The sequence below is a fragment of the Sphingomonas hankookensis genome (assembly GCF_022664465.1).
Taxonomy (GTDB): domain Bacteria; phylum Pseudomonadota; class Alphaproteobacteria; order Sphingomonadales; family Sphingomonadaceae; genus Sphingomonas; species Sphingomonas hankookensis.
Genome location: NZ_JAKREV010000006.1, coordinates 162,373 through 184,481 on the forward strand (window position 1 = coordinate 162,373; position 22,109 = coordinate 184,481).

At 68.6% G+C, this 22,109-nt stretch carries 18 protein-coding genes and 2 tRNA genes; 15 read left to right on the top strand and 5 right to left on the bottom strand.

Annotated elements, in window-relative coordinates:
- Positions 1 to 23 precede the first annotated feature (23 nt).
- Positions 24 to 668, bottom strand: a complete 645-nt coding sequence (locus tag MF610_RS15655; RefSeq protein WP_242199942.1) for a DNA-3-methyladenine glycosylase family protein — start codon at positions 666 to 668, stop codon at positions 24 to 26.
- 59 nt (positions 669 to 727) lie between these two features.
- Between MF610_RS15655 and MF610_RS15660 the strand changes: the two genes are divergently transcribed.
- On the top strand, positions 728 to 1,045 hold the full coding sequence (locus MF610_RS15660) for a 2Fe-2S iron-sulfur cluster-binding protein (RefSeq protein WP_242199944.1): 318 nt from the start codon (positions 728 to 730) through the stop codon (positions 1,043 to 1,045).
- Positions 1,046 to 1,417: 372 nt separating this feature from the next.
- On the opposite strand, the gene rlmB is transcribed toward MF610_RS15660, so the two are convergent.
- Together rlmB and MF610_RS15670 are read right to left on the bottom strand one after the other, a co-directional pair.
- Complete coding sequence (gene rlmB / locus MF610_RS15665; RefSeq protein ID WP_242199956.1) at positions 1,418 to 2,164, bottom strand: 23S rRNA (guanosine(2251)-2'-O)-methyltransferase RlmB; 747 nt, start codon at positions 2,162 to 2,164, stop codon at positions 1,418 to 1,420.
- 1 nt (position 2,165) lies between these two features.
- Positions 2,166 to 3,716 (bottom strand): M20/M25/M40 family metallo-hydrolase, encoded by a 1,551-nt coding sequence (locus MF610_RS15670; protein ID WP_242200330.1) that lies wholly within the window; start codon positions 3,714 to 3,716, stop codon positions 2,166 to 2,168.
- 181 nt (positions 3,717 to 3,897) lie between these two features.
- Here MF610_RS15670 and MF610_RS15675 point away from each other — a divergent pair.
- The 3 genes from MF610_RS15675 (at position 3,898) to MF610_RS15685 (ending at position 5,105) form a co-directional block, all read left to right on the top strand.
- Positions 3,898 to 3,984, top strand: a tRNA-Tyr gene (locus tag MF610_RS15675).
- Between the two features lie 24 nt (positions 3,985 to 4,008).
- On the top strand, positions 4,009 to 4,353 hold the full coding sequence (locus MF610_RS15680) for a YnfA family protein (protein WP_339328539.1): 345 nt from the start codon (positions 4,009 to 4,011) through the stop codon (positions 4,351 to 4,353).
- A 14-nt stretch (positions 4,354 to 4,367) separates the two neighbouring features.
- Positions 4,368 to 5,105, top strand: a complete 738-nt coding sequence (locus MF610_RS15685; protein ID WP_242199961.1) for a hypothetical protein — start codon at positions 4,368 to 4,370, stop codon at positions 5,103 to 5,105.
- Here MF610_RS15685 and MF610_RS15690 read toward each other — a convergent pair.
- A tRNA-Gly gene (locus MF610_RS15690) sits at positions 5,094 to 5,167 on the bottom strand. The two genes, MF610_RS15685 and MF610_RS15690, sit on opposite strands and share 12 nt — an antisense overlap.
- Positions 5,168 to 5,310: 143 nt before the next feature.
- On the opposite strand from MF610_RS15690, the gene MF610_RS15695 reads away from it, so the two are divergent.
- The 5 genes from MF610_RS15695 (at position 5,311) to MF610_RS15715 (ending at position 11,144) form a co-directional block, all read left to right on the top strand.
- A complete protein-coding gene (locus MF610_RS15695) occupies positions 5,311 to 6,639 on the top strand; it encodes a cation:proton antiporter (protein ID WP_242200332.1) in 1,329 nt (442 codons plus the stop codon).
- A gap of 42 nt (positions 6,640 to 6,681) precedes the next feature.
- Entirely contained in the window at positions 6,682 to 8,004 is a 1,323-nt protein-coding gene (hisS, locus tag MF610_RS15700) for a histidine--tRNA ligase (protein ID WP_242199963.1), read from the top strand.
- Between the two features lie 115 nt (positions 8,005 to 8,119).
- Positions 8,120 to 9,190 carry a peptide chain release factor 1 gene (gene prfA / locus MF610_RS15705; protein WP_242199965.1) on the top strand — a complete coding sequence of 357 codons (1,071 nt, stop codon included), beginning with the start codon at positions 8,120 to 8,122 and terminating at the stop codon, positions 9,188 to 9,190.
- The gene (gene prmC / locus MF610_RS15710; RefSeq protein WP_242199983.1) at positions 9,183 to 10,010 is read left to right on the top strand and encodes a peptide chain release factor N(5)-glutamine methyltransferase; all 828 of its coding nucleotides are present in this window, start codon (positions 9,183 to 9,185) and stop codon (positions 10,008 to 10,010) included. Before prfA ends, prmC begins: the two co-directional genes overlap by 8 nt.
- Positions 10,011 to 10,256: 246 nt before the next feature.
- Positions 10,257 to 11,144 carry a DUF4167 domain-containing protein gene (locus MF610_RS15715; protein ID WP_339328540.1) on the top strand — a complete coding sequence of 296 codons (888 nt, stop codon included), beginning with the start codon at positions 10,257 to 10,259 and terminating at the stop codon, positions 11,142 to 11,144.
- A gap of 379 nt (positions 11,145 to 11,523) precedes the next feature.
- Here MF610_RS15715 and MF610_RS15720 read toward each other — a convergent pair whose 3' ends face one another.
- Positions 11,524 to 13,245: an acyl-CoA dehydrogenase family protein gene (locus tag MF610_RS15720; protein ID WP_242199990.1), complete on the bottom strand. Its 1,722-nt coding sequence runs from the start codon at positions 13,243 to 13,245 to the stop codon at positions 11,524 to 11,526.
- Positions 13,246 to 13,291: 46 nt separating this feature from the next.
- Here MF610_RS15720 and MF610_RS15725 point away from each other — a divergent pair, with 46 nt between their 5' ends.
- The 6 genes from MF610_RS15725 (at position 13,292) to MF610_RS15750 (ending at position 22,021) form a co-directional block, all read left to right on the top strand.
- Positions 13,292 to 14,248 (top strand): L-threonylcarbamoyladenylate synthase, encoded by a 957-nt coding sequence (locus tag MF610_RS15725; protein WP_242200001.1) that lies wholly within the window; start codon positions 13,292 to 13,294, stop codon positions 14,246 to 14,248.
- Between the two features lie 85 nt (positions 14,249 to 14,333).
- Positions 14,334 to 15,788 carry a methyl-accepting chemotaxis protein gene (locus tag MF610_RS15730; protein ID WP_242200003.1) on the top strand — a complete coding sequence of 485 codons (1,455 nt, stop codon included), beginning with the start codon at positions 14,334 to 14,336 and terminating at the stop codon, positions 15,786 to 15,788.
- Between the two features lie 335 nt (positions 15,789 to 16,123).
- Positions 16,124 to 18,607 carry a circularly permuted type 2 ATP-grasp protein gene (locus MF610_RS15735; RefSeq protein ID WP_242200004.1) on the top strand — a complete coding sequence of 828 codons (2,484 nt, stop codon included), beginning with the start codon at positions 16,124 to 16,126 and terminating at the stop codon, positions 18,605 to 18,607.
- Entirely contained in the window at positions 18,607 to 19,491 is an 885-nt protein-coding gene (locus MF610_RS15740; protein ID WP_242200334.1) for a transglutaminase family protein, read from the top strand. The genes MF610_RS15735 and MF610_RS15740 overlap by 1 nt, the downstream gene beginning before the upstream one ends.
- A gap of 309 nt (positions 19,492 to 19,800) precedes the next feature.
- Positions 19,801 to 20,580 carry an ImuA family protein gene (locus MF610_RS15745; protein WP_242200011.1) on the top strand — a complete coding sequence of 260 codons (780 nt, stop codon included), beginning with the start codon at positions 19,801 to 19,803 and terminating at the stop codon, positions 20,578 to 20,580.
- Positions 20,477 to 22,021, top strand: a complete 1,545-nt coding sequence (locus tag MF610_RS15750) for a Y-family DNA polymerase (protein WP_242200012.1) — start codon at positions 20,477 to 20,479, stop codon at positions 22,019 to 22,021. The genes MF610_RS15745 and MF610_RS15750 overlap by 104 nt, the downstream gene beginning before the upstream one ends.
- Positions 22,022 to 22,109 lie beyond the last annotated feature (88 nt).

A 22,109-nucleotide genomic window follows, 5' to 3' on the forward strand; every position in this document is an offset into this window, starting at 1 on the left:
TTTGCCGGACCTCGGCCGCCGCGTCAGATCGCGCTGTTCTTCGCCGCTTTCGTCGCCGGATCGAACATATAGTGATGCCATGCGAACACCGTCGCCGCGCTGCGATGGGGGCGCCATTTCTCGGCCAGTTCGCGGATCGTCTTTTCGCTCGGCCGCTCGGGCAGGCCCAAAATACGCCCGATCTCGACCTGCACCGCCAGGTCGCCCGCCGGCCAGACGTCCAGCCGCCCCTCGGCGAACAGCAGGTAGATTTCGGCCGACCACCGCCCGATCCCCTTCACCCGCACCAGCGGCGCGATCGCTTCCTCGTCATCGTCGGGCAGGTTGGCCAAATCGAGCCGCCCGCTCAGCACTTCCTCGGCCAGACTGCGGGCATAGCCGCTCTTCTGCCGCGACAGCCCGGCGGCGCGCAGTTCCTCGTCGGTCTTGGTCGCGATGCGCGTCGGGTCGGCGGCATCGCCCAGCGTCGCCTCCAGCTTCTTCCACACCGCGTCCGCCGCCTTGTAGCTCACCTGCTGCCCGACGATCGTGCGCAGCAGCGTGACGTACCCCCGCTCGCGGATGCGCGGTTCGGGATAACCGGCATAGGCCAGCGCGGTCGCGAAGCCCGGTTCGATGCGGGCAAGCGCGTCGAGCGAGGCGCGCAACTGATCGGCGGAAAGGCCCATGGGCGGTCCTTGAAATGCGCCGCGGCCCCCGGCATGGGACGGCGACAGGAGAATGAACGATGCCCATGCTTACCGTCGTCGACCGTGCCGGGGAAGAACGAACCGTGGACGCGGAGATCGGGCTGTCGGTCATGGAGGTGCTGAAGATCAACGGCTTCGACGAACTGCTCGCGCTGTGCGGCGGCTGCTGTTCGTGCGCGACGTGCCACGTCCATGTCGACCCGGCCTGGCTCGACCGCCTGCCGCCGATCAGCGCGGACGAGGACGATCTGCTCGACGTGGCGGAGGACCGGGATGCGACGTCGCGGCTGTCGTGTCAGTTGCCGGTGACGGCGGGGCTGGATGGACTCAAAATCACCATTGCAGACGAGGACTAGAGACGCGGTAGCGCTAGCCTCGGACGCAACATGCCCCGCCCGGCCGGCGGGCTTCAGCCCGACCGACGACATGGGCTTCGCCCATGTCGGGCCGGTGTTCGGGACAGCCCGGTTCTCGACGGACGCTTCTCGACAGGCTCGAAGCTGCTCGAACTGAACGGGATATCTTGCGGCAGGACCGGAGTAGCGTTTGGCGCGACCCCTCTCCCCACCCACCCGTTTGGTTCGAGTAGGGATCGAGCGAAGTCGAGAGCCCGTATCGAGAACGGGGTTCCGCGAACGCACCCGCCATGGGCAAAGCCCATGGCGTCGGACAGGGCGTTGCCCCGCCGGCCGGGCAATGGCGGGTTGCGAATTAGCGTCGCTAATTCGTCAGCCCGCCATTGCCACCGCATATAGCGCGATCGCCGCGGCATTCGACACGTTCAAACTCTCCACCCGGTCCGAAATCGGCAGCTTGGCGAGGATGTCGCAATGCGCCTCGGTATTTTGCCGCATGCCTTCACCCTCGGCACCCAGCACCAGCGCGACCCGCTTCGGCCCCAGCGCCTGCGCCAGCGTCGTGTCGGTCTTGCCGGTCAACCCGACGCGCCAATATCCGGCCTCGCCCAGCTCGACCAAAGCGCGCGACAGGTTCACCACCCGCACCCACGGCACGCTCTCCAGCGCGCCCGAAGCCGAGCGCGCCACCGTGCCCGATTCGGGCGGGGCGTGCCGGTCCTGCGTGACGATACCCAGCGCGTCGAACGCCGCCGCCGACCGCAGGATCGCACCGACATTATGTGGGTCGGTCACCTGGTCGAGCAACAGGATCGGCCGGTCGTCGTCGCGCCCCTGTTCGATCAGGTCGGCCAGCCAGATATCCTCCAGCGGATCGGCCTCGATCACGATCCCCTGATGCGGTGCGTCGGCCGGCACCAGCCGGGCGAGGTCGGCGACCTCGGCATAGACCACCGGCACCCCCTCGGGCAGCACCAGCTGCGCGCCCATCTCGTGCGTGCACCAGATCTTGCGGATCTTGCGCTCGGGATTGTCCAGCGCAGCGAAGGCGGCGTGCCGGCCCCAGAAGCGCGGACGCTGCGGCGATGCCTTGCTGGGGCGGTGTCCTTTGCGGGCCATGTCAGTCTTTCTCGGGGATAGCGTAAGGGTCGGTGGCGACCGGCTGGGTGGGCAGGGGCGGACGCGGCAGCGGCCGTTCGGCATTGGCCGCGCTCAGCAGGATCGACGCGAGGATGATCGCGTTCTGCCGCATGTCGGGGCCTTTGAGGTGGTCGTAGGTGTCGATGCTCGTATGGTGCAAGCGGCTGCCATAGTCGAGCGGGTCCTGAATGAACTGGTAGCCCTGCAATCCGACCGACTGGAAGAAATAGTGATCGGTCGACCCGGTCCGCCGGTTGGCGACGGTCGTCGCGCCCATCGACGCGAACGGGCTCAGCCAGTCGCGCAGGATCGGGACGGCCGCGACATTGTTCTCGGCATTGATCCCGCGGATCTTGCCCGACCCGTTGTCGATGTTGAAATACGCGGTCATCGCGTCGTAGCCGGGCTTCTTGGTGATCGGGAAGCGGTTGGTCCACCCATAGAAGCGCGCCAGACCGCCGTCCTTGCCGCCCGTCGGTTCGGGCCGCGAGGCGATATGCCGCTCGACATAGGCGAGGCTGCCGAGCAGCCCCTGTTCCTCGGCATTCCACAGCGCGAAGCGGATGGTGCGCTTCGGCCGGACCTTCAGCGTCGACAGGATGCGCGCCGCCTCCATCACCACCGCGGTGCCCGCAGCATTGTCGGCGGCGCCGTCGCCCGCGACCCAGCTGTCGAAATGCGCGCCGGCCATGACATATCCGGCCTTGGGATCGGTGCCGGGCAGGTCGGCGATGATGTTGTAGGCGGTCGGGTCGCTGTCGTCGAAGCGGACCTGCGTATCGATTTCGATCGTCGGGGCGGTGCCGCCGACCGACAGCCGGGCGAGGCGGCGATAATCCTCCGCCGCGATCTCGATCGCCGGCACCGCGGGCGCGACCTCGCGGGTGAACAGATAGCCCGATCCGTGCAGCAGCTTGCCGTCACGCGACGACATCGTCGCCATCGCCACCGCGCCCTCGGCCTTCAGGAACGCATCGAGCTTCCGCGCGAAGTCCAGCCGCTTGGCGCGGCGATCGGTATCGGCCGGATCGAACACCGGTTCCTTCCAGCTATCGGCCTTGGCGAGGTCCTCGCCGGTCAGGCGGCGGAACGGCGCCTCGCCCGGCTCCGACCCGTCGCCCGGCCGCGTCACCATCACGACCTTGCCCGACAGCTTGCCGCGCCACTCGGCAAAGTCCGCCTCCTCGGCGATCGGCGCGACGATCACCGGCGCGGTGATGCGGCCGTTGGTGCCCGGCGTCCATGCGATCGGGATCGCGGTCAGCTGCACCGGGCGGGGCGTGACCATGCGCACGCTGGAACGCTCGATCGTCCAGCCGCGGCCGAACTCGAACCCCTCGGCACTGGTGGTCAGCCCCCATTCGCGGAACTTGGCCTGCGTCCAGCGTTCCGCCTCGCGCATCTGCGGCGAATTGGGCAGGCGCGGGCCGATGCGGTCGGTCAGGTGCTGGGCGATCGGCATGACCTGCGTCTGCGACGTGCCCTCGTCGACGATGCGGTTGACGGCGTCGCGGTCGACGCTCTGCGCCATGACGGGCGTGGCGATCAGGGTGGTAGCCAGCAAAATTGCGCGCAAAATGAAAATCCTCGGGTCGGAAATGCGATGACGACGACGCTAAGTTGCCCAACAAAGTGGCGCAAGGCGTTGACAGCGCCGCTCGGGGACGGCAATGGGCGCGCTCGCTTCGGGGCTGGCCCCGCAAGTGGCGGCTGGACAGGTGGCCGAGTGGTTAAAGGCAGCAGACTGTAAATCTGCCCGGGTTTCCCGTACGCTGGTTCGAATCCAGCCCTGTCCACCACCGCCCGCGCGGGAATGCGCGGCGGTGTTTTTCCCGGGAAACCACGACATCCCGACCCCCATCCTCTTCATGTTCGCGGCACTGTTCGAAATCGGCGGCTGCTTCGCCTTCTGGGCATGGTGGCGGCTCGACCGGTCGCCCTGGTGGCTGGTGCCCGGCATCGCCGCGCTGATCGGCTTTGCATGGATATTGGCACATAGCGACACCGGCGGGGCGGGGCGCGCCTATGCGGCCTATGGCGGCGTCTATGTCTTGGGCGCGGTGCTGTGGGGCTGGGCGGTCGAGGGGCTGGTGCCCGACCGGTTCGATGCAGCGGGGGCGGCGCTGTGCATCGTCGGATGCGGGGTGATATTGTTCGGGCCGCGTTGAACCGGAGATAGCGAATGCCGTGGACGTTGCTGTTGCCGACCGTGCTTGCCGCTGCGACCTGTCCGATCGCGTCGCAGAATATTCCGGTGATCGTCACCACCCTGTCTCCGGCGGCGATCGGCGCGGTTCCTGATCCGGAAAATAACGCGGTGCTGCGGGTCGGGCCGTTCGTCTATCAGGGCTATGGCAACACCGTCCGGTCGAACGATCCCCGGTTCGGCGATCTGTTGCTGGGCTCAGGCGGAGGCCTGCGGCATCGCTGCGGCAATCAGGTGTTCCCGCCTTCCCCGTGGAACCGTCCGCGCACCGGATCGATGCCGGGCATGATCGCGGTATTGCGCGCTGCCACCCCCGCCCCCGATACCGGTCAGTTCGGCGACACCGAAGCGGAACGCCATGGCGTGCGGCCGATACTGGCAGGGCATGTCGCCGGGCCGAGCTGGCCGGTGTATCACGACGGCGGCACCTTCTTTCTGGGGCTGATGTATCCGATGAATAACGCCGACCAGACCCGGCTGGTCGCGTTCCGCGATGAAGCGGGGGCCGTGCCCGCCCTGTCGCTGGCTGTGCTACCGATGCGGTTGCAGGCGATGAACGTCACCCCCGGCCTGCACGAGCCCGATGACTATCTCAATCTCGCCGCGTTGCGACCGGAGGAACTGGTGCAGATCACGCTGCGGAGCAGCCCCGGTGCCATGGCGTCGATCGCCGCCGCACTGTCGGGGGAAAAGGAGCGCGGCTGGAGCGGGTAACGGGAATCGAACCCGTGTATTCAGCTTGGAAGGCTGCTGCACTACCATTGTGCTATACCCGCCCGCACGCTTGCCGCGCGAAGGCATCGCCACTGCCACAGCCGGGCGGGGGCGGTCAACTGCCGCGTGCAAGCCTTTGCCATGGCATCCAAAAGTCCTATGGCGGGTTCGAATCGGTCCTGGGGAGGGTGGTTTGCTGAACGAAATGATCGCGACGGTCGGCGATGTGCTGAACCCGCATGGCCCTGCGGTACAGGCTGCCGAAAGCTTCGCGCCATCCGACTATTCGATCCATTTCTTCCTGCAACTGGCGGTGATCCTGCTCGCCTGCCGCGTCGTCGGCTGGGTGGGCAAGCGCTTCCTGAACCAGCCGCAGGTGGTAGGGGAGATGATCGCCGGCGTCGTCCTCGGCCCCTCGCTGCTCGGTCTGTTCTTTCCCGACCTGCAGGCTGCGATCTTCCCCAAGGAAACGCGCGGTGTCCTCTATGCCGGGGCACAGCTCGGCGTCGGCCTCTACATGTTCCTCGTCGGTCTGACGCTCAGGCTCGACCATTTCCAGACCAAGGCGAAGAGCGCGGCGCTGGTGTCGGCGGCGGGCATCGCCGTACCGTTCGCGCTCGCCTTCCTCGTTACTCCGCTCCTGCTTCGCGTCCCCGGCCTGTTCGCCGAAGGCATCTCCACCGGCAGCGCGACGTTGTTCATGGGCGCCTGCATCGCGCTTACCGCCTTTCCGATGCTGGCACGGATCATCCACGAACGTGGCCTTGCCGACACTGCGCTCGGCACGCTGTCGCTGACCGCCGGGGCGTTCGACGATGCCGTGTCGTGGTGCGTGCTGGCGATCGTGCTGGCGACCTTCGGCGCGGGGCCGGGCGTCGCGGTGCTGGCGATCGGCGGCGCGGTGGTCTACGCCGCGTTCCTGCTGCTGTTCGGCAAGCGCTTGCTTGCGCCTCTCGGCCGCGCCGTCGAGGCGAAGGGCGAGATGAGCATGACCATACTGTCGATCACGCTGATGCTGTTCTGCCTGTCGGCGTTCTTCATGGACGCGATCGGCATCCATGCGATCTTCGGCGGCTTCATCCTCGGCGTGTTCATGCCGCGCGGGCTGTTCGTCGAGGAGCTGAAGCGCAAGGTCGAACCGCTGGCGGTCGTGCTGCTGCTGCCGATGTTCTTCACCTATTCGGGGCTGAACACGCGGATGGACACGGTCAGCTCGCTGCCGCTGCTGCTGATTGCCTTGGGCGTATTGGCGGTGTCGATCCTCGCCAAGTTCGGTGCCTGCTGGGCGGCAGCGCGCCTTGCCGGTGAGGATAACCGCACCGCGCTCGGCATCGGCGCGCTGATGAACTCGCGCGGGCTGATGGAGCTGATCATCATCAATATCGGCCTGCAAAAGGGGATTATCGGTCCCACGCTGTTCGCGATGCTGGTGCTGATGGCGATCATTACGACCGTCATGGCGACCCCATTGTTCGAAGCGGTCTATGGCAGGCAGGCCCGCGCCAGCGGCGAACTGGGCGGGGTGCCTGCGTAAACGCTGGCGTTCGTCCCCCGGACGCCATAAATCGCGCGCATAATGGCAAAGATCACGACCCCGCGCCCGGTTCGCGGCACCCAGGATATTTTCGGCGACTTCGAACGGCGCTTCACCCATGTGGCGGAGACGTTCGAGCGGGTTCGCCGGCTCTATTGCTTCAACCGCGTCGAAGTGCCGGTGTTCGAATCGACCGCCGTCTTCGCCCGGTCGTTGGGCGAGACGACCGACGTCGTGTCGAAGGAGATGTATTCGTTCGAGGATCGCGGCGGCGATACGCTGACGCTGCGCCCCGAATTCACCGCCGGCATCGCCCGCGCCTACCTGACCGAAGGGTGGCAGCAGTTCGCGCCGCTCAAGCTCGCGACGCATGGGGCCGTGTTCCGCTACGAACGCCCGCAAAAGGGCCGCTACCGCCAGTTCCACCAGATCGACGCCGAAGTGATCGGCGCGGCCGAGCCGATGGCTGACGTCGAACTGCTGGCGATGGCCGACCAGCTGTTGAAGGAGCTGGGCATCGCCGATGGCGTGACGCTGCAGCTCAACACGCTGGGCGATGCCGAGACGCGCGACGCGTGGCGCGCGGCCTTGGTCGAGCATTTCGAGGCGCATCGCGGCGACCTGTCGGAGGACAGCCTCAAGCGCCTCGACAAGAATCCGTTGCGTATCCTCGACTCAAAAGACCCCCGCGACCGCCCGATCGCCGATTCGGCACCGGGGATCGATTCGTTCCTGACGGCGGAAGCGGCGGAGTTCTTTGCGGCGGTCACGTCAGGGTTGGACGCGGCGGGGGTCCAATGGACGCGCAACGACCGCCTCGTGCGCGGGCTCGACTATTACCGCCACACTGCGTTCGAGTTCGTCACCGACCGGCTGGGCGCACAGGGCACCGTGCTGGCCGGCGGGCGCTATGACGGGCTGATCGAAAGCCTGGGCGGGCCGGCGACGCCCGGCGTTGGCTGGGCGGCCGGGATCGAGCGGCTGGCGATGCTGCTGGAGGAGCCGGAGGCACAGGCGATCGACGCGGTGGTGATCCCGATGGGGAGCACGGCGGAAACCCACGCGACCGCGATCCTTGCCGACCTTCGCCGTGCGGGCATCGCCGCCGACATGGCGTACAAGGGCAATATGAAGCGGCGACTTGCCAAGGCGGATACCGCCAGGGCGCGCTACGCCCTGATCCTGGGCGACGACGAACTTGCGCAGCAGGAGATCGTCGTGAAAGCGCTGCGGTCGGGTGAACAGGCAAAGATGCCGTTGAACTGGCTACCGCAGGGGATGTTCGACCTGCTGTTCGAGGATGAACTGGCCGAGGATAATGACGCGGCGCTTCCCGCACTTGCGGAGAGGCTGTCGGCTCGATGATCTGCTTCGTCATCCCCGCGCAGGCGGGGACCCATACACGGCAGCCTTTCGATGAATCCGTGGCCGTTGCGGCAATGGATTCCCGCCTTCGCAAGAATGACTACAGGGGCGCGGCATGACCATCGCCCCCGAACGCATCGCCCAGATCGAGGCGCGGCGCGACGAGCTGGCCGCGCAGATGGCGACGGGCGACCTGCCCGGCGATCGCTTCGTCGCGGTGTCGAAGGAATATGCCGAACTCGAACCCGTCGCGGCGGCGGCGGGCGAAGTCCGGCGGCTGCGCGCCGAAAGCGAAAGCCTGTCGTTCATGACGCAGGACGCCGATGACGACCTGCGGGCGATGGCGGTGGAGGAACTCCATGCCAACCGCGCCCAGCTGGAGTCGGCCGAACGTGCCCTCGCGCTGGCGCTGCTGCCGCGCGATGCGGCCGACGAACGCGCGGCGATGCTCGAAATCCGCGCCGGCACCGGCGGCGACGAGGCGGCGCTGTTCGCGGGCGACCTGTTCCGCATGTACCAGCGCTATGCCGACAATCGCGGCTGGCGGGTCGAGCTGATCTCGGCATCGGTATCGGACGCGGGCGGCTACAAGGAAGTCGTCGCCAGCGTCACCGGCGCGGGCGTGTTCGCACGGTTGAAGTTCGAAAGCGGCGTCCACCGCGTGCAGCGCGTGCCCGCCACCGAAAGCGGCGGGCGCATCCATACCAGCGCCGCGACCGTCGCCGTCCTGCCCGAGGCCGAGGACGTCGACGTGCAGATCGACGACAAGGACCTGCGCATCGACGTCTACCGGTCGTCAGGGCCGGGCGGCCAGTCGGTCAACACGACCGACTCGGCGGTGCGCATCACCCACTTGCCGACCGGGCTGGTCGTGATCCAGCAGGACGAAAAGTCGCAGCACAAGAACAAGGCGAAGGCGCTGAAGGTCCTGCGCACCCGCCTGTACGAGGCCGAACGCCAGCGGCTGGCCGACGAACGCGCCGGCACGCGTCGCTCTATGGTAGGCTCGGGCGACCGCTCCGAGCGTATCCGCACCTATAACTTTCCGCAGGGGCGGGTGACCGACCACCGCATCAACCTGACGCTCCATCGACTGCCCGAAATCCTCGAAGGCGAAATGGAGGAACTGCTCGGCGCGCTGATCGCGCAGGACGAAGCGGAGCGGCTGGCGACGCTGGATGGGTGAGGCGACCACGCTGCGGCGTGCGCTGACGCAGGCGACGCAGCGAATCGCGACGGTGTCGGATACTCCCCGCCTCGACGCCGAACTTCTCGCCGCCTACGCGCTTGGCTGCAGCCGTGAAACCATGCTGCTCGCCCGCCTCGACGATTTGGCCCCCGCCGGTTTCGAAATGCTGGTCGAACGCCGCCTGACCCACGAACCGGTCGCGTACATCATCGGCAGTCGCGCCTTCTGGACGATCGACCTGCTGGTCGGTCCCGGCGTGCTGGTGCCACGCGCCGACAGCGAGACGCTGATCGAGGCGGCGGTCGACGATTTTGGCGGACGTGCGCCTGCCTGCATCCTCGATCTCGGCACCGGTCCGGGCACGTTGCTGCTGGCGGCGCTGGCGGAATGGCCGGCGGCGACCGGGCTGGGCGTCGATGCGTCGGCGCAGGCGCTCGACTATGCCCGGCGCAACGGTGAGGCGCTGGGCATGGCCGGGCGCGTGACATGGGCGCTGGGCAACTGGACCGCCGGGATCGACGGCCGCTTCGACCTGATCCTTGCCAACCCGCCCTATATCGGCACCGGCGAGGTATTGCCGCAGGAGGTCACCGGCCACGAACCGGCCGGCGCGCTGTTCGCTGGCGCAGACGGGCTCGACGACTATCGCCGGATCATCCCCGACTTGCCGCGCCTGCTCAACCCCGACGGCATCGCCGCGATCGAGATCGGGCACGAACAGGGCGACGCCGTGCTGGCGCTGGTTGAGGCGGCAGGATTGCCTGCGCGACTGGTCCGCGATCTCGGCGGCCGGCCACGCTGTGTGGTCGCAGGTTGATCCTCTCGTGCACCGACCCCATCTTTCCGCTTGGAGAAGCCCGACGCAGCCGCTAAGACCGGCAGCGGGGCAGGCACCATCGACCTAGGCGTTGATTGCGGGGCGTGGCTCTTTCCATCGTCATGTGAACCACTGTCGTCCGGTGGTCATGGCAGGCGGACGGTGCCCGTGCATCGTTTCGCGAAGTGGCTCGCACCCGGGATCGCGAGATCGACGGACAGGTAAGGACAGGACAACCAACCCTTGATGAACAATCGTCAGGCCGGCCGCCGTCGCGGTCGCGGTGGCCAGCGTCAGCCGGGAAGCGGCGGCGGCAATCCGCGTGATAACGGCAATCGCATAGACAACCGCGCGCGTGGTAACGCCGCGCAATTGCTGGAAAAATACAAGAACCTCGCTGCCGATGCACAACGCGCCGGCGACCGGGTGAACACCGAATACTACCTTCAGTTCGCCGATCACTATTTCCGCGTGCTGGAAGCGGGGCGTTCGCGCGTCGAGGAACAGCGTCGCACCCGCGACGAATTCGATGGTAACGACGACGAGGATTTCGACGGCGACGGCGACATGGGCGCCGACGTTGGCGGTCAGGATCGTGGCCAGCGCGACGATCGGGGCAACCGGGACGATCGCGGGAATCGCGACGATCGTGGCAATCGCGACGATCGCCAGCCGCGCGCCCAGCGCGACGACCGGGGCAACCGCGAAGAGCGTCAGCCCCGCGAGGAGCGTCAGCCCCGCGAGGAGCGCCAGCCGCGTGAAGAACGCCAGGCGCGCGACGATCGCGGCCCGCGCGAGGACCGCCAGCCCCGCGAACGCATCCGTCGGGACGGCGGGCGCAGCGCGCCGGCCAATGACGGCGCCGAACTGCGCGGCATCGAAGGCGAAGTCGGCACGCAGCAGAACGAGGTCGTAGCGGCGGAAGCCGAAGCGGCACCCGAAGCCAAGCCGGTCCGTCGCCGCACCCCGCGTGCCCGCGTCGAAGCGGCGCCGGTCGAGGCGGAGGTCGCGCCGTCGATCGACGCCGATCGCCTGCCGCCTGCGCTGTCGGCGAACGACGATGGTGCGGAGCGTCCGCGCCGTCGCCGCCGCGTCCGCGCGGACGACGAAGAGGCCGTGCCACCCGCCGCCTGATCCGGGCGTTGCCGACACGAAATCGGGGCCGGTATCGCAACGCGCGATGCCGGCCCCGTTCGTTTGGGGTGGCTAGCGGACTGGGCGCTTCCCCGCGAGCGTCATTCCAGCGAAGGCTGGGATCTCTCGGGGATGGCAAGGTCTGCCTGCCGCGGGAGACCCCAGCCTTCGCTGGGGTGACGATCAAAGGGTGAGGCTATCCGATCCGCACCAACGTCGCCTCAGCGAAGGAGAACGGATCGACATTCGGCGCGTACCCTCGCGCAGGCGGGGGGCTAGGGTAACGGCAGGACGCCGCATGTGGCTCTGTACCCCCGCCTGCGCGGGGATACGGCTTTTCTGCTGACCGGTGCCGGTGATGGCAACAGTCCCGCCGCGCTCACCCCGCCGCGAACTGCTCCGCACTCAGTGCGTACAACCCACCGGCGCCGGCCATCGCTGCCATGCCCAGCCCGCGTGCTTCGGGCACGATCCGGTCGAGATAGAAGCCGACCGCCGCGCGCTTGCGGGCAACGAAATCGCGATCTTCGACCGTGTCCAGCGCGCGCGCCTGCCGCTCCAGCAGCCAGCCGCAGACGCAGGTCGACAGCATCGTCAGGAACGGATAGCTGCCCGCCAGCCGGTCGTCGACGCTCGCCTCCAGCATCCAGCGCGCGACCGCCTGCGTATCGCCGAGCAGGTCGTTCAGGGCCGCATGGACCACCTCGCCGCGCATCTCGGCGAACAGCGCGTCCATACCGGTGCCGCCATCGCCCGACAGCTTGCGGCCGACCAGATCGGCGGCCTGGATGCCGTTGGTGCCTTCGTAGATCGGGGTGATGCGCGCGTCGCGATAATGCTGCGCGGCGCCGGTTTCCTCGACATAGCCCATGCCGCCATGCACCTGCACTCCGAGGCTCGCCACCTCGCAGCCGATGTCGGTGCCATGCGCCTTGGCCAGCGGCGTGACGAGATCGAGCCGCGCCTTCGCCCCGTCGATCCCCAGCGTCGCACGGTCGACCTGCCCGGCGACGTAATAGACCAAAGCGCGTGCCGCCATGGTCTGCGCGGTCATGCGCAACAGCATGCGCCGGACATCGGGATGCTCGACGATCGCGACCGGCGCGCCGCCGGTCGACGCGCGCGCCGACTGGACACGCTCGCGGGCATAGGCGACCGCGCGCTGCGTTGCCGCCTCCGCGACCTGCACGCCTTGCAGGCCGACGTTCAGGCGGGCGTTGTTCATCATCGTGAACATCGCGCGCATGCCGCCACCCTCGGCGCCGATCAGCTCGCCGATACAGTCGCCATTGTCGCCGAACGACAGGACGCAGGTGGGGGAGGCATGCAGCCCCATCTTGTGTTCGATCGACACGACGCGGACGTCGTTCGCCTCGCCCGGATTGCCATCGGCATCGAGGCGGAACTTGGGCACGAGGAACAGCGAAATCCCCTTGGTCCCCGCAGGAGCCCCCGGCGTGCGGGCGAGGACGAGGTGGACGATATTGTCGGCCATGTCGTGATCGCCGAACGAGATGTAGATTTTCGTGCCGCGAATCCGCCAGTTGCCGTCGCCGACCGGTTCGGCGCGCGTCGTCAGCGCCCCCACATCCGATCCGGCCTGCGGCTCGGTCAGGTTCATCGTGCCGGTCCATTCGCCGGTCGCGAGCTTGGGCAGGTACCGTGCCTGCTGCTCCGGCGTGCCGTGATGGGTCAGCGCCTCGATTGCGCCCACGGTCAGCGTCGGGGCCAGTGCGAAGCCGAGATCGGCGGTGCCGAGCGTCTCCAGCACTGCGGTCGCCACCGCAAAGGGCAGTGCCTGTCCACCGAAATCGGCCGGCGACCCGATCGTGCCCCAACCGCCCGCGACATAGGCCTGATAGGCGGCGCGATAGCCATCGGGCATCACCACGCCATCGGGGGTCCAGCGCGCGCCGACCGTGTCGCCCTTGCGCGCCAGCGGTCGCCATTCGCCCGCGGCGAAATCGCCGATCCCGGTCAGGATCGCATCGAGCAGGTCGGGGGTCGCATCCGCGAACCGGGGTGTCGCGGCGATCGCATCGATCCCGGCGGCGTGGGTCAGCGCGAAACGCTGTTCGGCGGTGGCGGGGGTCAGGTCCATTTGCCCTCTCTCGATCGGCGGTTTTTCCCGGTATAGCCACGCAATCATGACCGCTTCAAACGCTTCGATTCCGACCGTTCTCTTACCCTACGGCACGGCGGCGATCGCGGCGGCGGCGGCGGTGATTGCCGAGGGCGGCTGCGTCGCGGTAGCGACCGAGACGGTCTATGGCCTTGCCGCCGACGCCACCGATTCGCGCGCGGTTGCGGGCATCTATGCCGCCAAGGGACGCCCCGATTTCAATCCGTTGATCGTCCATGTGCCGACCCGCGCGGCGGCAGAGGCCTTGGCGGTATTCGACGATGCGGCAGGGCGTCTGGCCGATGCGTTCTGGCCGGGGCCGCTGACGCTGGTGCTGCCGATCCGCGAGCGCTCGGGTATCGCGTCGCTGGTGACGGCGGGGCTGGCGACGATCGCGATCCGGGTGCCGGCGCACGACGCGATGCAGGCGTTGCTACACGCGACCGGCCGCCCGCTCGCCGCCCCGTCGGCCAATGCCAGCGGATCGATCAGCCCGACCCGCGCCGGGCATGTGCTGCGCAGCCTGGACGGGCGAATCCCGATGGTGATCGATGCCGGCCCGACCACGAGCGGGATCGAATCGACGATCATCGCCTGTGTCGACGGCGCGGTGCGCCAGTTGCGCCCCGGCCCGATCGCGCGTGAGACGGTCGCCGACCTGTTGGGCACCATGGTCGGCGGCGGCGGGGCCGGGATCGAGGCGCCGGGGCAGCTCGCCAGCCATTACGCGCCGTCCAAGCCGGTCCGGTTGAACGCCGCCGAGCGCGAAGGCGACGAATGGCTGATCGGCTTCGGTCCGGTCGCGGGCGATGCGACGCTCTCGGCCGCGGGCGATCTGGTCGAGGCGGCGGCGCGGCTGTTCGATGCGCTGCATGTCGCCGATGTAGCGCCTTGCGCCCGAATCGCTGTCGCGCCGGTGCCCAACCATGGCCTGGGCGCGGCGATCAACGACCGGTTGCGGCGCGCGGCGGTGCCGGGCTGACATTCGCCCAAGTATCGAATTCGTCCGGCTACGCGTCGTTAACTCCTTCGCCGTTAGATACGTTTCGTACCGTGGAAGGGCGTTTATGAGCGGACCGGAAGAGATCGATTTCGAGAAGAGGCTGGCGGCGTTCGATTACGACGCGCGCAGCTATGGCACGTTTCCGATGATCAAGCGCGCGATCGAGCGCCACGCGCCCGCTGCGCTGACCGCATTGTACCGGCACATCGCCAATACGCCGTCGATTCGCGACATGTTCACTTCGCCCGCGCGGATGGACCATGCCCGCGACAAGCAGCTGGAACATTGGCGCAAGCTGTTCTCCGGTCCGATCGACCGCGACTATGCCGCCGCCGCGTCGAACATCGGGCAGGTCCATGCCCGGATCGGCCTCGCGCCGACATGGTATATCAGCGGCTATGCGCGGATGCTGGAGCATGTCCTGCCGCGCCTCGTGCTCGGCCGGATCGGCTGGCCGTTCGGCGCCCGCCGCCGCGCGCGGGCCGCGACCGCGCTGGTCAAGGCGTCGCTGATCGACATGGACATCGCGCTCGCCGCCTATTTCGAGGCGGAACAGGCCGGGCGTCGCGCCGTCATCGAACGCTGTGGGGCGGCGTTCGAACGGATGGCGCAGGGCGACCTGACCGTGTCGCTCGACGGGCTGCCGCGCGAATATCAGGCGCTGGCCGACAGTTTCGAAGCGATGCGCCAGCAGATGTGCGAGACGCTGGGCATGGTCACCCGTTCGGGCGAGCAGATCCGCATCGGTTCGGGCAATATCCGCCATGCCTCCGACGACTTGTCGCAGCGGACCGAGCAGCAGGCGGCGAGCCTCGAAGAAACCGCCGCGGCGATGGAGCAGATCACCGGCACCGTCCGCCAGACCGCCGACGGGGCGTCGCGTGCCGACCGGATCGTCGGCGAAGCGCGCACCGAGGCCGAGGATTCGGGCAAGATCGTCCGCCGCGCGGTCGAGGCGATGGACGGCATCCAGCGGTCGTCGAACGAGATCAGCGAGATCATCTCGGTCATCGACGGCATTTCGTTCCAGACGAACCTGCTGGCGCTGAACGCCGGGGTCGAGGCGGCGCGCGCAGGCGATGCGGGCAAGGGCTTTGCCGTCGTCGCGTCGGAAGTCCGGGCCCTTGCGCAGCGCTCGGCCGAAGCGGCCAAGGACGTGAAGACCCGCATCCTGTCGTCGTCCGAACAGGTCGAGGCCGGGGTCGACCTGGTCAACGCGACCGGACAGGCGTTGCAGCGTATCATCGGCCGGATCGGCGAGATCAGCGAACTGGTATCGGGCATCGCCACCTCTGCGGCGCAACAGTCGATCGGGCTGCAACAGGTCAATACCGCCGTGTCGGAAATGGATAGCGTGACGCAGCGCAACGCCGCGATGGTCGAAGAAGCGACCGCCGCCGCGCGGATACTGGCGCAGGAGGCCGAAGTGCTGGCGGCAGAGGTCGCCCGGTTCCGGCTGGAGGGCGGCGACAGTGGCAACGAGGTACACCGGATGCAGCAGCGGCTGGCGGCGGCGTGAGCGAATGATGAAATAGTGACCGTCATTCCCGCGAAGGCGGGAATCCGTACACGCTAGGGTGCGGCTCCTTACGATCGTCAGCAGCTACGGATTCCTGCCTTTGCGGGAATGACGAAGGGATATTGTCGTAAGAGACCATACGTCGCCCCAGCGCAGGCTGGGGCCTCCTGCGGCCAGGCGCGCGTTTCGGCCACGGGGAAATCCCAGCCTTCGCTGGGATGACGGGTGTGGCGGGTTTGCTCCTGAGCGCCTCCCCCACATCCGTACCCACAGCGCAAAGCGGTTGCACCCCGGCGGCGCGCGTGCTTGGGAATGCGCGGGGATCGGGAAACTCTATGGCCAGCCGCGCAATCAACGGACGGTTCGATGCTGGCGCGACCGGTGGGCGCTGGCTCGACGCATATTGTGCCGCCGCACCGACGGGCGACATGCTGTGCCATGCGACCGCGCAGGATCGCGCAGCATGGGAGGCGGCGTTCGAGGAACTGGCCGGGGTGCCCGGCAACACGCTGGCCGCCGCGCGCGAACGGGCGCAGCGCCATTCCGACGATATCGGCACCGCCTATCGTGCGGCGGGCGAGAATGAGGAGCGCCGCTGGCCGTTGTCGCCGGTCCCGCTGCTGATCGGCGCCGACGAATGGCGCGGCATCGCCGATGGCATGGCCGAACGCGCCGACCTGTTCGAAAGCGTCATCGCCGACATTCATGGCGGACAGCGGCTGGTGGCCGATGGCGTGCTGCCGGCGATGCTGGTCACCGGTTCGCCGCTGTTCCTGCGGCCGATGGTCGGGCTGGTCCCGCCGGGCGGGCATCAGCTGCATTTCATGGCCGCCGATCTGTGTCGCGGGCCCGACGGGCGCTGGCGGGTGCTGGCCGACCATGTCCGCGTGCCGGTGGGGGCGGGCTATGCGCTGGAGAACCGGCTGGCGATCGGCCGGACGCTCGGCGGACTACCCTCGCGGATGAATATCGAACGCCATGCGCCGTTCTTCGCTGCGATGCGCGCGGGGATCGCCGCCGCATGCCGGCGGGCCGAGCCGCGCATCGGGCTGCTGACCTCGGGCAAGCTCAACCCCAGCTATCCCGAACAGGCGCATCTGGCACGCTATCTGGGGTTCCTGCTGGTCGAGGGTGCCGACCTCGCGGTGCGCGACGACCAGCTGTATGTCCGCACCATTGCGGGTCTGAAGCGGATCGATGCGCTGTGGCGGCGGATCGACCCGCGGTTGATCGACCCGCTGGCGTTCGACGCCAATTCGACGATCGGCGTGCCCGGCCTCGTCGATGCGATGGCGGCGGGCAATGTCGTGATCGCCAATGCGCCGGGGGTCGGCGTGCTCGAATCACCGGCCTTCGCCGCGTTCCTGCCGGCACTGGGCGAGCGGTTGCTGGGTCGCGCACCGTCGCTGTCGTCGATCGGGACGTGGTGGTGCGGGCGCGCAGAAGACCGGGCGCGGGTGCTGGCGTCGCTCGACCAGCTGGTGGTCGGCCCTGCCTTTGCCGGGCCGGTGGCGGAACTGGCCGGGCCGGTGCTGGGCGCATCGCTGGACGCAGCGGCGCGCGGGCGGCTGGCGACAGCGATGGCGCTCCGGCCGCAGGATTATGTCGGGCAGGAGGTCGCCGAACTGTCGACCATGCCGACCGTGTGCGACGGCGGGCTGCTGCCGCGGCCCTTTTCGCTCAGGGTATTCGCGGCGCGCGGCGGCGACGGGCGCTGGGTCGTGCTGCCCGGCGGGTTCGTGCGGATCGGCGATCAGCCCGACGCGCGCGCCGCGGTGATGGGTGAGGGGTCGTGGTCGGCCGACGTCATCGTCCACGGCCCCGATCCGGTCGCGCCGGTATCGCTCCTCCAACCGACCGACAGCGTCGAGCTGCGCCGCAATCCGGGCACGCTACCCAGCCGGGTCGCCGACAACATGTTCTGGCTGGGCCGCTATCTGGAGCGGGGCGAGGCGTTGCTGGGCGTCATCCGCGTGTTGTTCGGCCATTCGATCTCGGCCGATACCGGCGCGGCGCTGGCCCCGGCGACGGTCGAGCGGCTGGTGACGATCATCGCCGATACCGGCGCGGCGGGGCGCCCGCCCAGCCATCGCCGCCGCGACCTCGTCGATTTCGCGCGCGAGGCGATGGAATCGGTCGACGGCTGGGGCAGCGTGCGCGCGATCAACCGCCTGGCGACCGGCATCGGTGGGGTGTCGCGCGACCGGTTGTCGCTGGACATGGTGCGGCTGCTCGATGCGCCGTACCCGGTCACCGGCACGTTGCTCGACCGCGCGGGCACGTTGCAGCGGCGCTATGCCGCGCTCGCCGGGCTGTCGGCCGAACATATGGGGCGGACCGATGCGTGGCGGTTCCACGACCTGGGGCGGCGGATCGAGCGGGCGATGGCGGCGACGCGCACGCTGCTGGGGGTCGATCTGCGCCGGGCGAGTGCCGAGGACTTGTCGACGCTGCTCGACCTTGCCGACAGCCAGATCAGCTATCGTCAGCGCTACCTGATGGGGTTCGCACGGGTGCCGGTGATCGACCTGATCGCGCTCGACCCCGGCAATCCGCGCGGCATCGCGTTCCAGGTGGAAACGATCGTCGGCCATCTGGCGAAGCTGCCGGTGCTGAACGACGCAGGGATCGCCGAACCGCAGCAACGCATCGCCGCGCGGCTGACCGCCAGCATCGCGATGACCTCCGCCGAACGGCTCGACCGTGGCTGGGTGCTGGAAATCAACCAGCAGCTGCAGAAACTGTCCGACGCGATCGCCACCCGCTATTTCCTGCAAGGTGCGCAACCGCTGCGCGAAGCCGGACTGACCCTCGCATGATGCGCTATGCCATCCGCCACATCACCCGCTTCGACTATGCCGAGGCGGCCGGGTTCGCCCGCTGCAACCTGCGGCTGCGGCCGATCCTGTGGTCGGGGCAGGCACTGGAGGATTATGCGCTGCTGGTCGAACCGGGTGGCCATACCGAACCCGCACGGGCGCAGGCCGGCCTAGCCAACGTCACCCGGCTGGTAGTCGAACGGCCTGAGCGGATGCTGACGATTGAGAGCCGGGCGACGGTGCGCGTCGAACGCCCGATCCCGCTGCCGTCGCCGACCGACCCGACGCTGGCCGAGATTCGTGCGATGATGGCGGAGGTCGCCGATGCCGGCCCGGCCAGCCCGGTCAGCTATCTCTTTCCTTCCGCCCATGTGCCTATCGTGCCCGAGATCGCGGCATGGTGTGCCGAAGATCTGGCCGACGATCGCGGTATCCTCGACGTGGCGATCGCGCTGGCCCGGCGCATCCAGCGCGACTTCGCCTTCGATCCGACCGCGACGCTGGTCGATACCCCGATTGCCGAGGCTTTTGCGAAGCGTGGCGGGGTGTGTCAGGATTTTGCGCAGATCATGCTGTCGGGCTTGCGCGGGGCGGGGCTGTCCGCGGCCTATTGCTCGGGCTATCTGCGCACGCTGCCGCCGCCGGGGCAGGAACGACTCGTCGGCGCCGATGCGACCCATGCGTGGGTGTTGGTGTGGGCCGGTCCCGTATTGGGATGGGTCGGCGTCGATCCGACCAACGGCATCTGGATGGCCGAGGACCATGTCGTGATGGCGATCGGCCGCGACTATGCCGACATCGCGCCGATCGACGGCGTGGTGCTGGGGTCGGGGGCGCAGACGATGCAGGTGTCGGTCGATGTGGAGCCTTTGCCGGTCGGTTGAGGGGTTTTCACGCGAAGGCGCGGAGACGCGAAGAGAAAGAAGAAGGTAGATTTCGCGCAGAGGCGCGGAGGCGCAGAGGGGTTGCGCCTGCCGCAGCGTCCCCCGCGTCAGCGGCCTTATTCCATGGCATCCGCGCGCGAATGGTCTGCCGAACGCACCCGATTGCCAAGCCGCAAGCCCTCTCTGCGCCTCCGCGTCTCTGCGCGAAATCTAACTTCCCTTCTTCGCGACCTTCGCGCCTTCGCGTAAAAATCATTCCAATCCAACCGGATTGACGAATCCGCAACGGACGCGCGATAAGAACAAATCATGAACTTAGAGTCGTCTACCCTTGTCGCGCTGAAGCGTCGCGTCGCCGCCATGGAGCGGCGTGCCCCGACAGGCAAGGCGGTGCGGGTGGCGACCGGGCATGGCGATATCGATGCCGCGCTGTCCGGTGGCATCGCGCGCGGGCGGGTGCACGAGATTTTCGCGCTGGATGTGGGCGATGCCGGCAGCGCAACCGGCTTTGCGGGGATGCTGGCGGTCCGGCTGGGCGGCGGCATCGTGTGGCTGCGCGAGGCGGCGGTGGTGCCAAGCGGCGGGCATCTGCACGCGCCGGGGCTGGTCGAGATCGGCGTCGATCCCGCACGGCTGCTGCTGGGACTGCTGCCCGACCCGCTGTCGGTGCTGCGCGCCGCCGCCGATGTCGTGCGCTGTGCCGGCGTCGGGGTGGCGGTGATCGAGCTGCACCGCGATCCCAAGGCGCTCGACCTGACCGCCAGCCGCCGCCTGGCACTTGCGGCGGAGGAGAGCGGGGTGACCGCGCTGTTGCTGCGCATCGCCGCGACGCCGGTGGCGAGCGCGGCCGATACCCGCTGGGCAGTGCGGTCGTGCGCCTCGCAGCCCTTGCCCGCCAATGCGCCAGGCCATCCGACCTTCGACCTCGAATTATTGCGTCAGCGCGGCCGGGGTGCCGATGGCCGCTGGCAAGTGGAGTGGAACCGTGAGCAAGCCGTCTTCACCAGCCCGACGCCATCTGGCGCTGTGGTGGCCGTTCCTGCCCAGCGACCGGTTGCTGCGCCAATCCCCCTGCGGCGTGCCGGATGACGCACCGTTCGTCTGTGTCGAGACGGTGCGCGGCGCCCTGCGCATCGCCGCCGTCGACCCACAGGCGCTGGACAAGGGCCTTGCCCCCGGCATGGCGTTGGCCGATGCGCGGGCGCAGCTGCCCGAACTGGCGGTGGTCGATGCCGACCCGTTCGCCGATCATGGCTGGCTGGAGCGGATCGCCGATGCCTGCGACCGGTTCACGCCGCTGGTCGCGCTCGATGGCGGTGACGGGGTGACGATGGACATCACCGGCTGCGCGCATCTGTTCGGCGGGGAGGCGGCGCTGGTCGCCGAGGTGGAGGCGCGACTTGCCCGGTTCGGGACGCTGCGCCACGCGCTGGCCGACACGCCCGATGCGGCGCAGGCGCTGGCGCGGTTCCAGAGTGCCCCTGCGGCGAGCGAGGCGGCGGCGGTCCGGCGGCTGGGGGTGGCGGCGCTGCGGCTCGACGACGAGATCGCGGTGGCGCTGCGCCGTGCGGGTCTGCGCACCATCGGCGATCTGGCGAGCCGTCCAACCGCGCCGATCGCGGCGCGGTTCGGCGAGGAGACGGTGGCGGCGCTCGCGCGGTTGCTGGGCGATGCCGACCAAAGGCTGCGACCGCGCCGGGCTCTGCCGGCGTTGTTCTTCGAACGGCGCTTCGCCGAACCGATCGCGCGTGACGGAGATGTGCTGGCGACGATCGGCGAACTGGCGGTCGAGGCGGAGGCGGAGCTGACCGCGCGCGATCGCGGCGGGCGGCGCTTTGCGGTGCGGCTGTACCGGGCCGATGGCGCGCTGCGCGATCTGGCGGTCGAAAGCGGGCTTCCCTTGCGCGATCCGCCGTCGATCCTGCGGCTGTTCCGCGAACGGATCGATGCGCTGGCCGATCCGATCGATCCGGGCTTCGGCTTCGACATGATCCGCATGAGCGTCCCTGCGCTCGAACCGCTTGCCGCCACGCAGTTGCAGCTGGAGGGGGGGGCGGTCAGCGAGGAGGCGATGGCGGCGTTGGTCGATCGGCTGACCACACGGCTGGGGCGCGGGCGGATCGCGCGGGTCGCTCCGGGCGACAGCCACATGCCCGAACAGGGGGTGCTGACCATCGACGCGATCGACACGCCGGTGCCGACCGGCTGGGACACACCCGAGGCGGGCGAGCCGCCGCTGCGCCCGATCCACCTGTTCGACCCGCCGCAGCGGATCGAGGTGATGGCGGAGGTGCCCGACGGCCCGCCGCATCGCTTCCGCTGGCGCCGGGTGCTGCACGACGTGATCCGCTTCGAAGGGCCGGAACGGATCGCGGCGGAGTGGTGGCGCAGGGGGCAGGCGAAGGTGCGGACGAGGGACTATTACCGGGTCGAAGATGTGCGTGGGCGGCGGTACTGGATTTTCCGGCATGGGCTGTATGAGCGCGAGACGCCCGATCCGCTGTGGTATGTGCACGGGGTGTTTGCGTGACGACGCCTCAACCTCGTCATTCCCGCGGAGGTGGGAATCCATATGCTCTGACGTCTCGATTCCATCCGCAGCGTCGGCGTGAATGGAT

Coding starts and splice junctions, on each gene's coding strand:
- MF610_RS15655 (WP_242199942.1), bottom strand. CDS start 668: ATGGGCCTTTCCGCCGATCAGTTGCGCGCCTCGCTCGACGCGCTTGCC.
- MF610_RS15660 (WP_242199944.1), top strand. CDS start 728: ATGCCCATGCTTACCGTCGTCGACCGTGCCGGGGAAGAACGAACCGTG.
- MF610_RS15720 (WP_242199990.1), bottom strand. CDS start 13,245: ATGGACCTGACCCCCGCCACCGCCGAACAGCGTTTCGCGCTGACCCAC.
- MF610_RS15725 (WP_242200001.1), top strand. CDS start 13,292: ATGACCGCTTCAAACGCTTCGATTCCGACCGTTCTCTTACCCTACGGC.
- prfA (WP_242199965.1), top strand. CDS start 8,120: ATGACCATCGCCCCCGAACGCATCGCCCAGATCGAGGCGCGGCGCGAC.
- MF610_RS15735 (WP_242200004.1), top strand. CDS start 16,124: ATGGCCAGCCGCGCAATCAACGGACGGTTCGATGCTGGCGCGACCGGT.
- rlmB (WP_242199956.1), bottom strand. CDS start 2,164: ATGGCCCGCAAAGGACACCGCCCCAGCAAGGCATCGCCGCAGCGTCCG.
- MF610_RS15670 (WP_242200330.1), bottom strand. CDS start 3,716: ATGGCGCAGAGCGTCGACCGCGACGCCGTCAACCGCATCGTCGACGAG.
- MF610_RS15715 (WP_339328540.1), top strand. CDS start 10,257: ATGAACAATCGTCAGGCCGGCCGCCGTCGCGGTCGCGGTGGCCAGCGT.
- MF610_RS15685 (WP_242199961.1), top strand. CDS start 4,368: ATGCCGTGGACGTTGCTGTTGCCGACCGTGCTTGCCGCTGCGACCTGT.
- hisS (WP_242199963.1), top strand. CDS start 6,682: ATGGCAAAGATCACGACCCCGCGCCCGGTTCGCGGCACCCAGGATATT.
- MF610_RS15740 (WP_242200334.1), top strand. CDS start 18,607: ATGCGCTATGCCATCCGCCACATCACCCGCTTCGACTATGCCGAGGCG.
- MF610_RS15745 (WP_242200011.1), top strand. CDS start 19,801: ATGAACTTAGAGTCGTCTACCCTTGTCGCGCTGAAGCGTCGCGTCGCC.
- prmC (WP_242199983.1), top strand. CDS start 9,183: ATGGGTGAGGCGACCACGCTGCGGCGTGCGCTGACGCAGGCGACGCAG.
- MF610_RS15695 (WP_242200332.1), top strand. CDS start 5,311: ATGATCGCGACGGTCGGCGATGTGCTGAACCCGCATGGCCCTGCGGTA.
- MF610_RS15730 (WP_242200003.1), top strand. CDS start 14,334: ATGAGCGGACCGGAAGAGATCGATTTCGAGAAGAGGCTGGCGGCGTTC.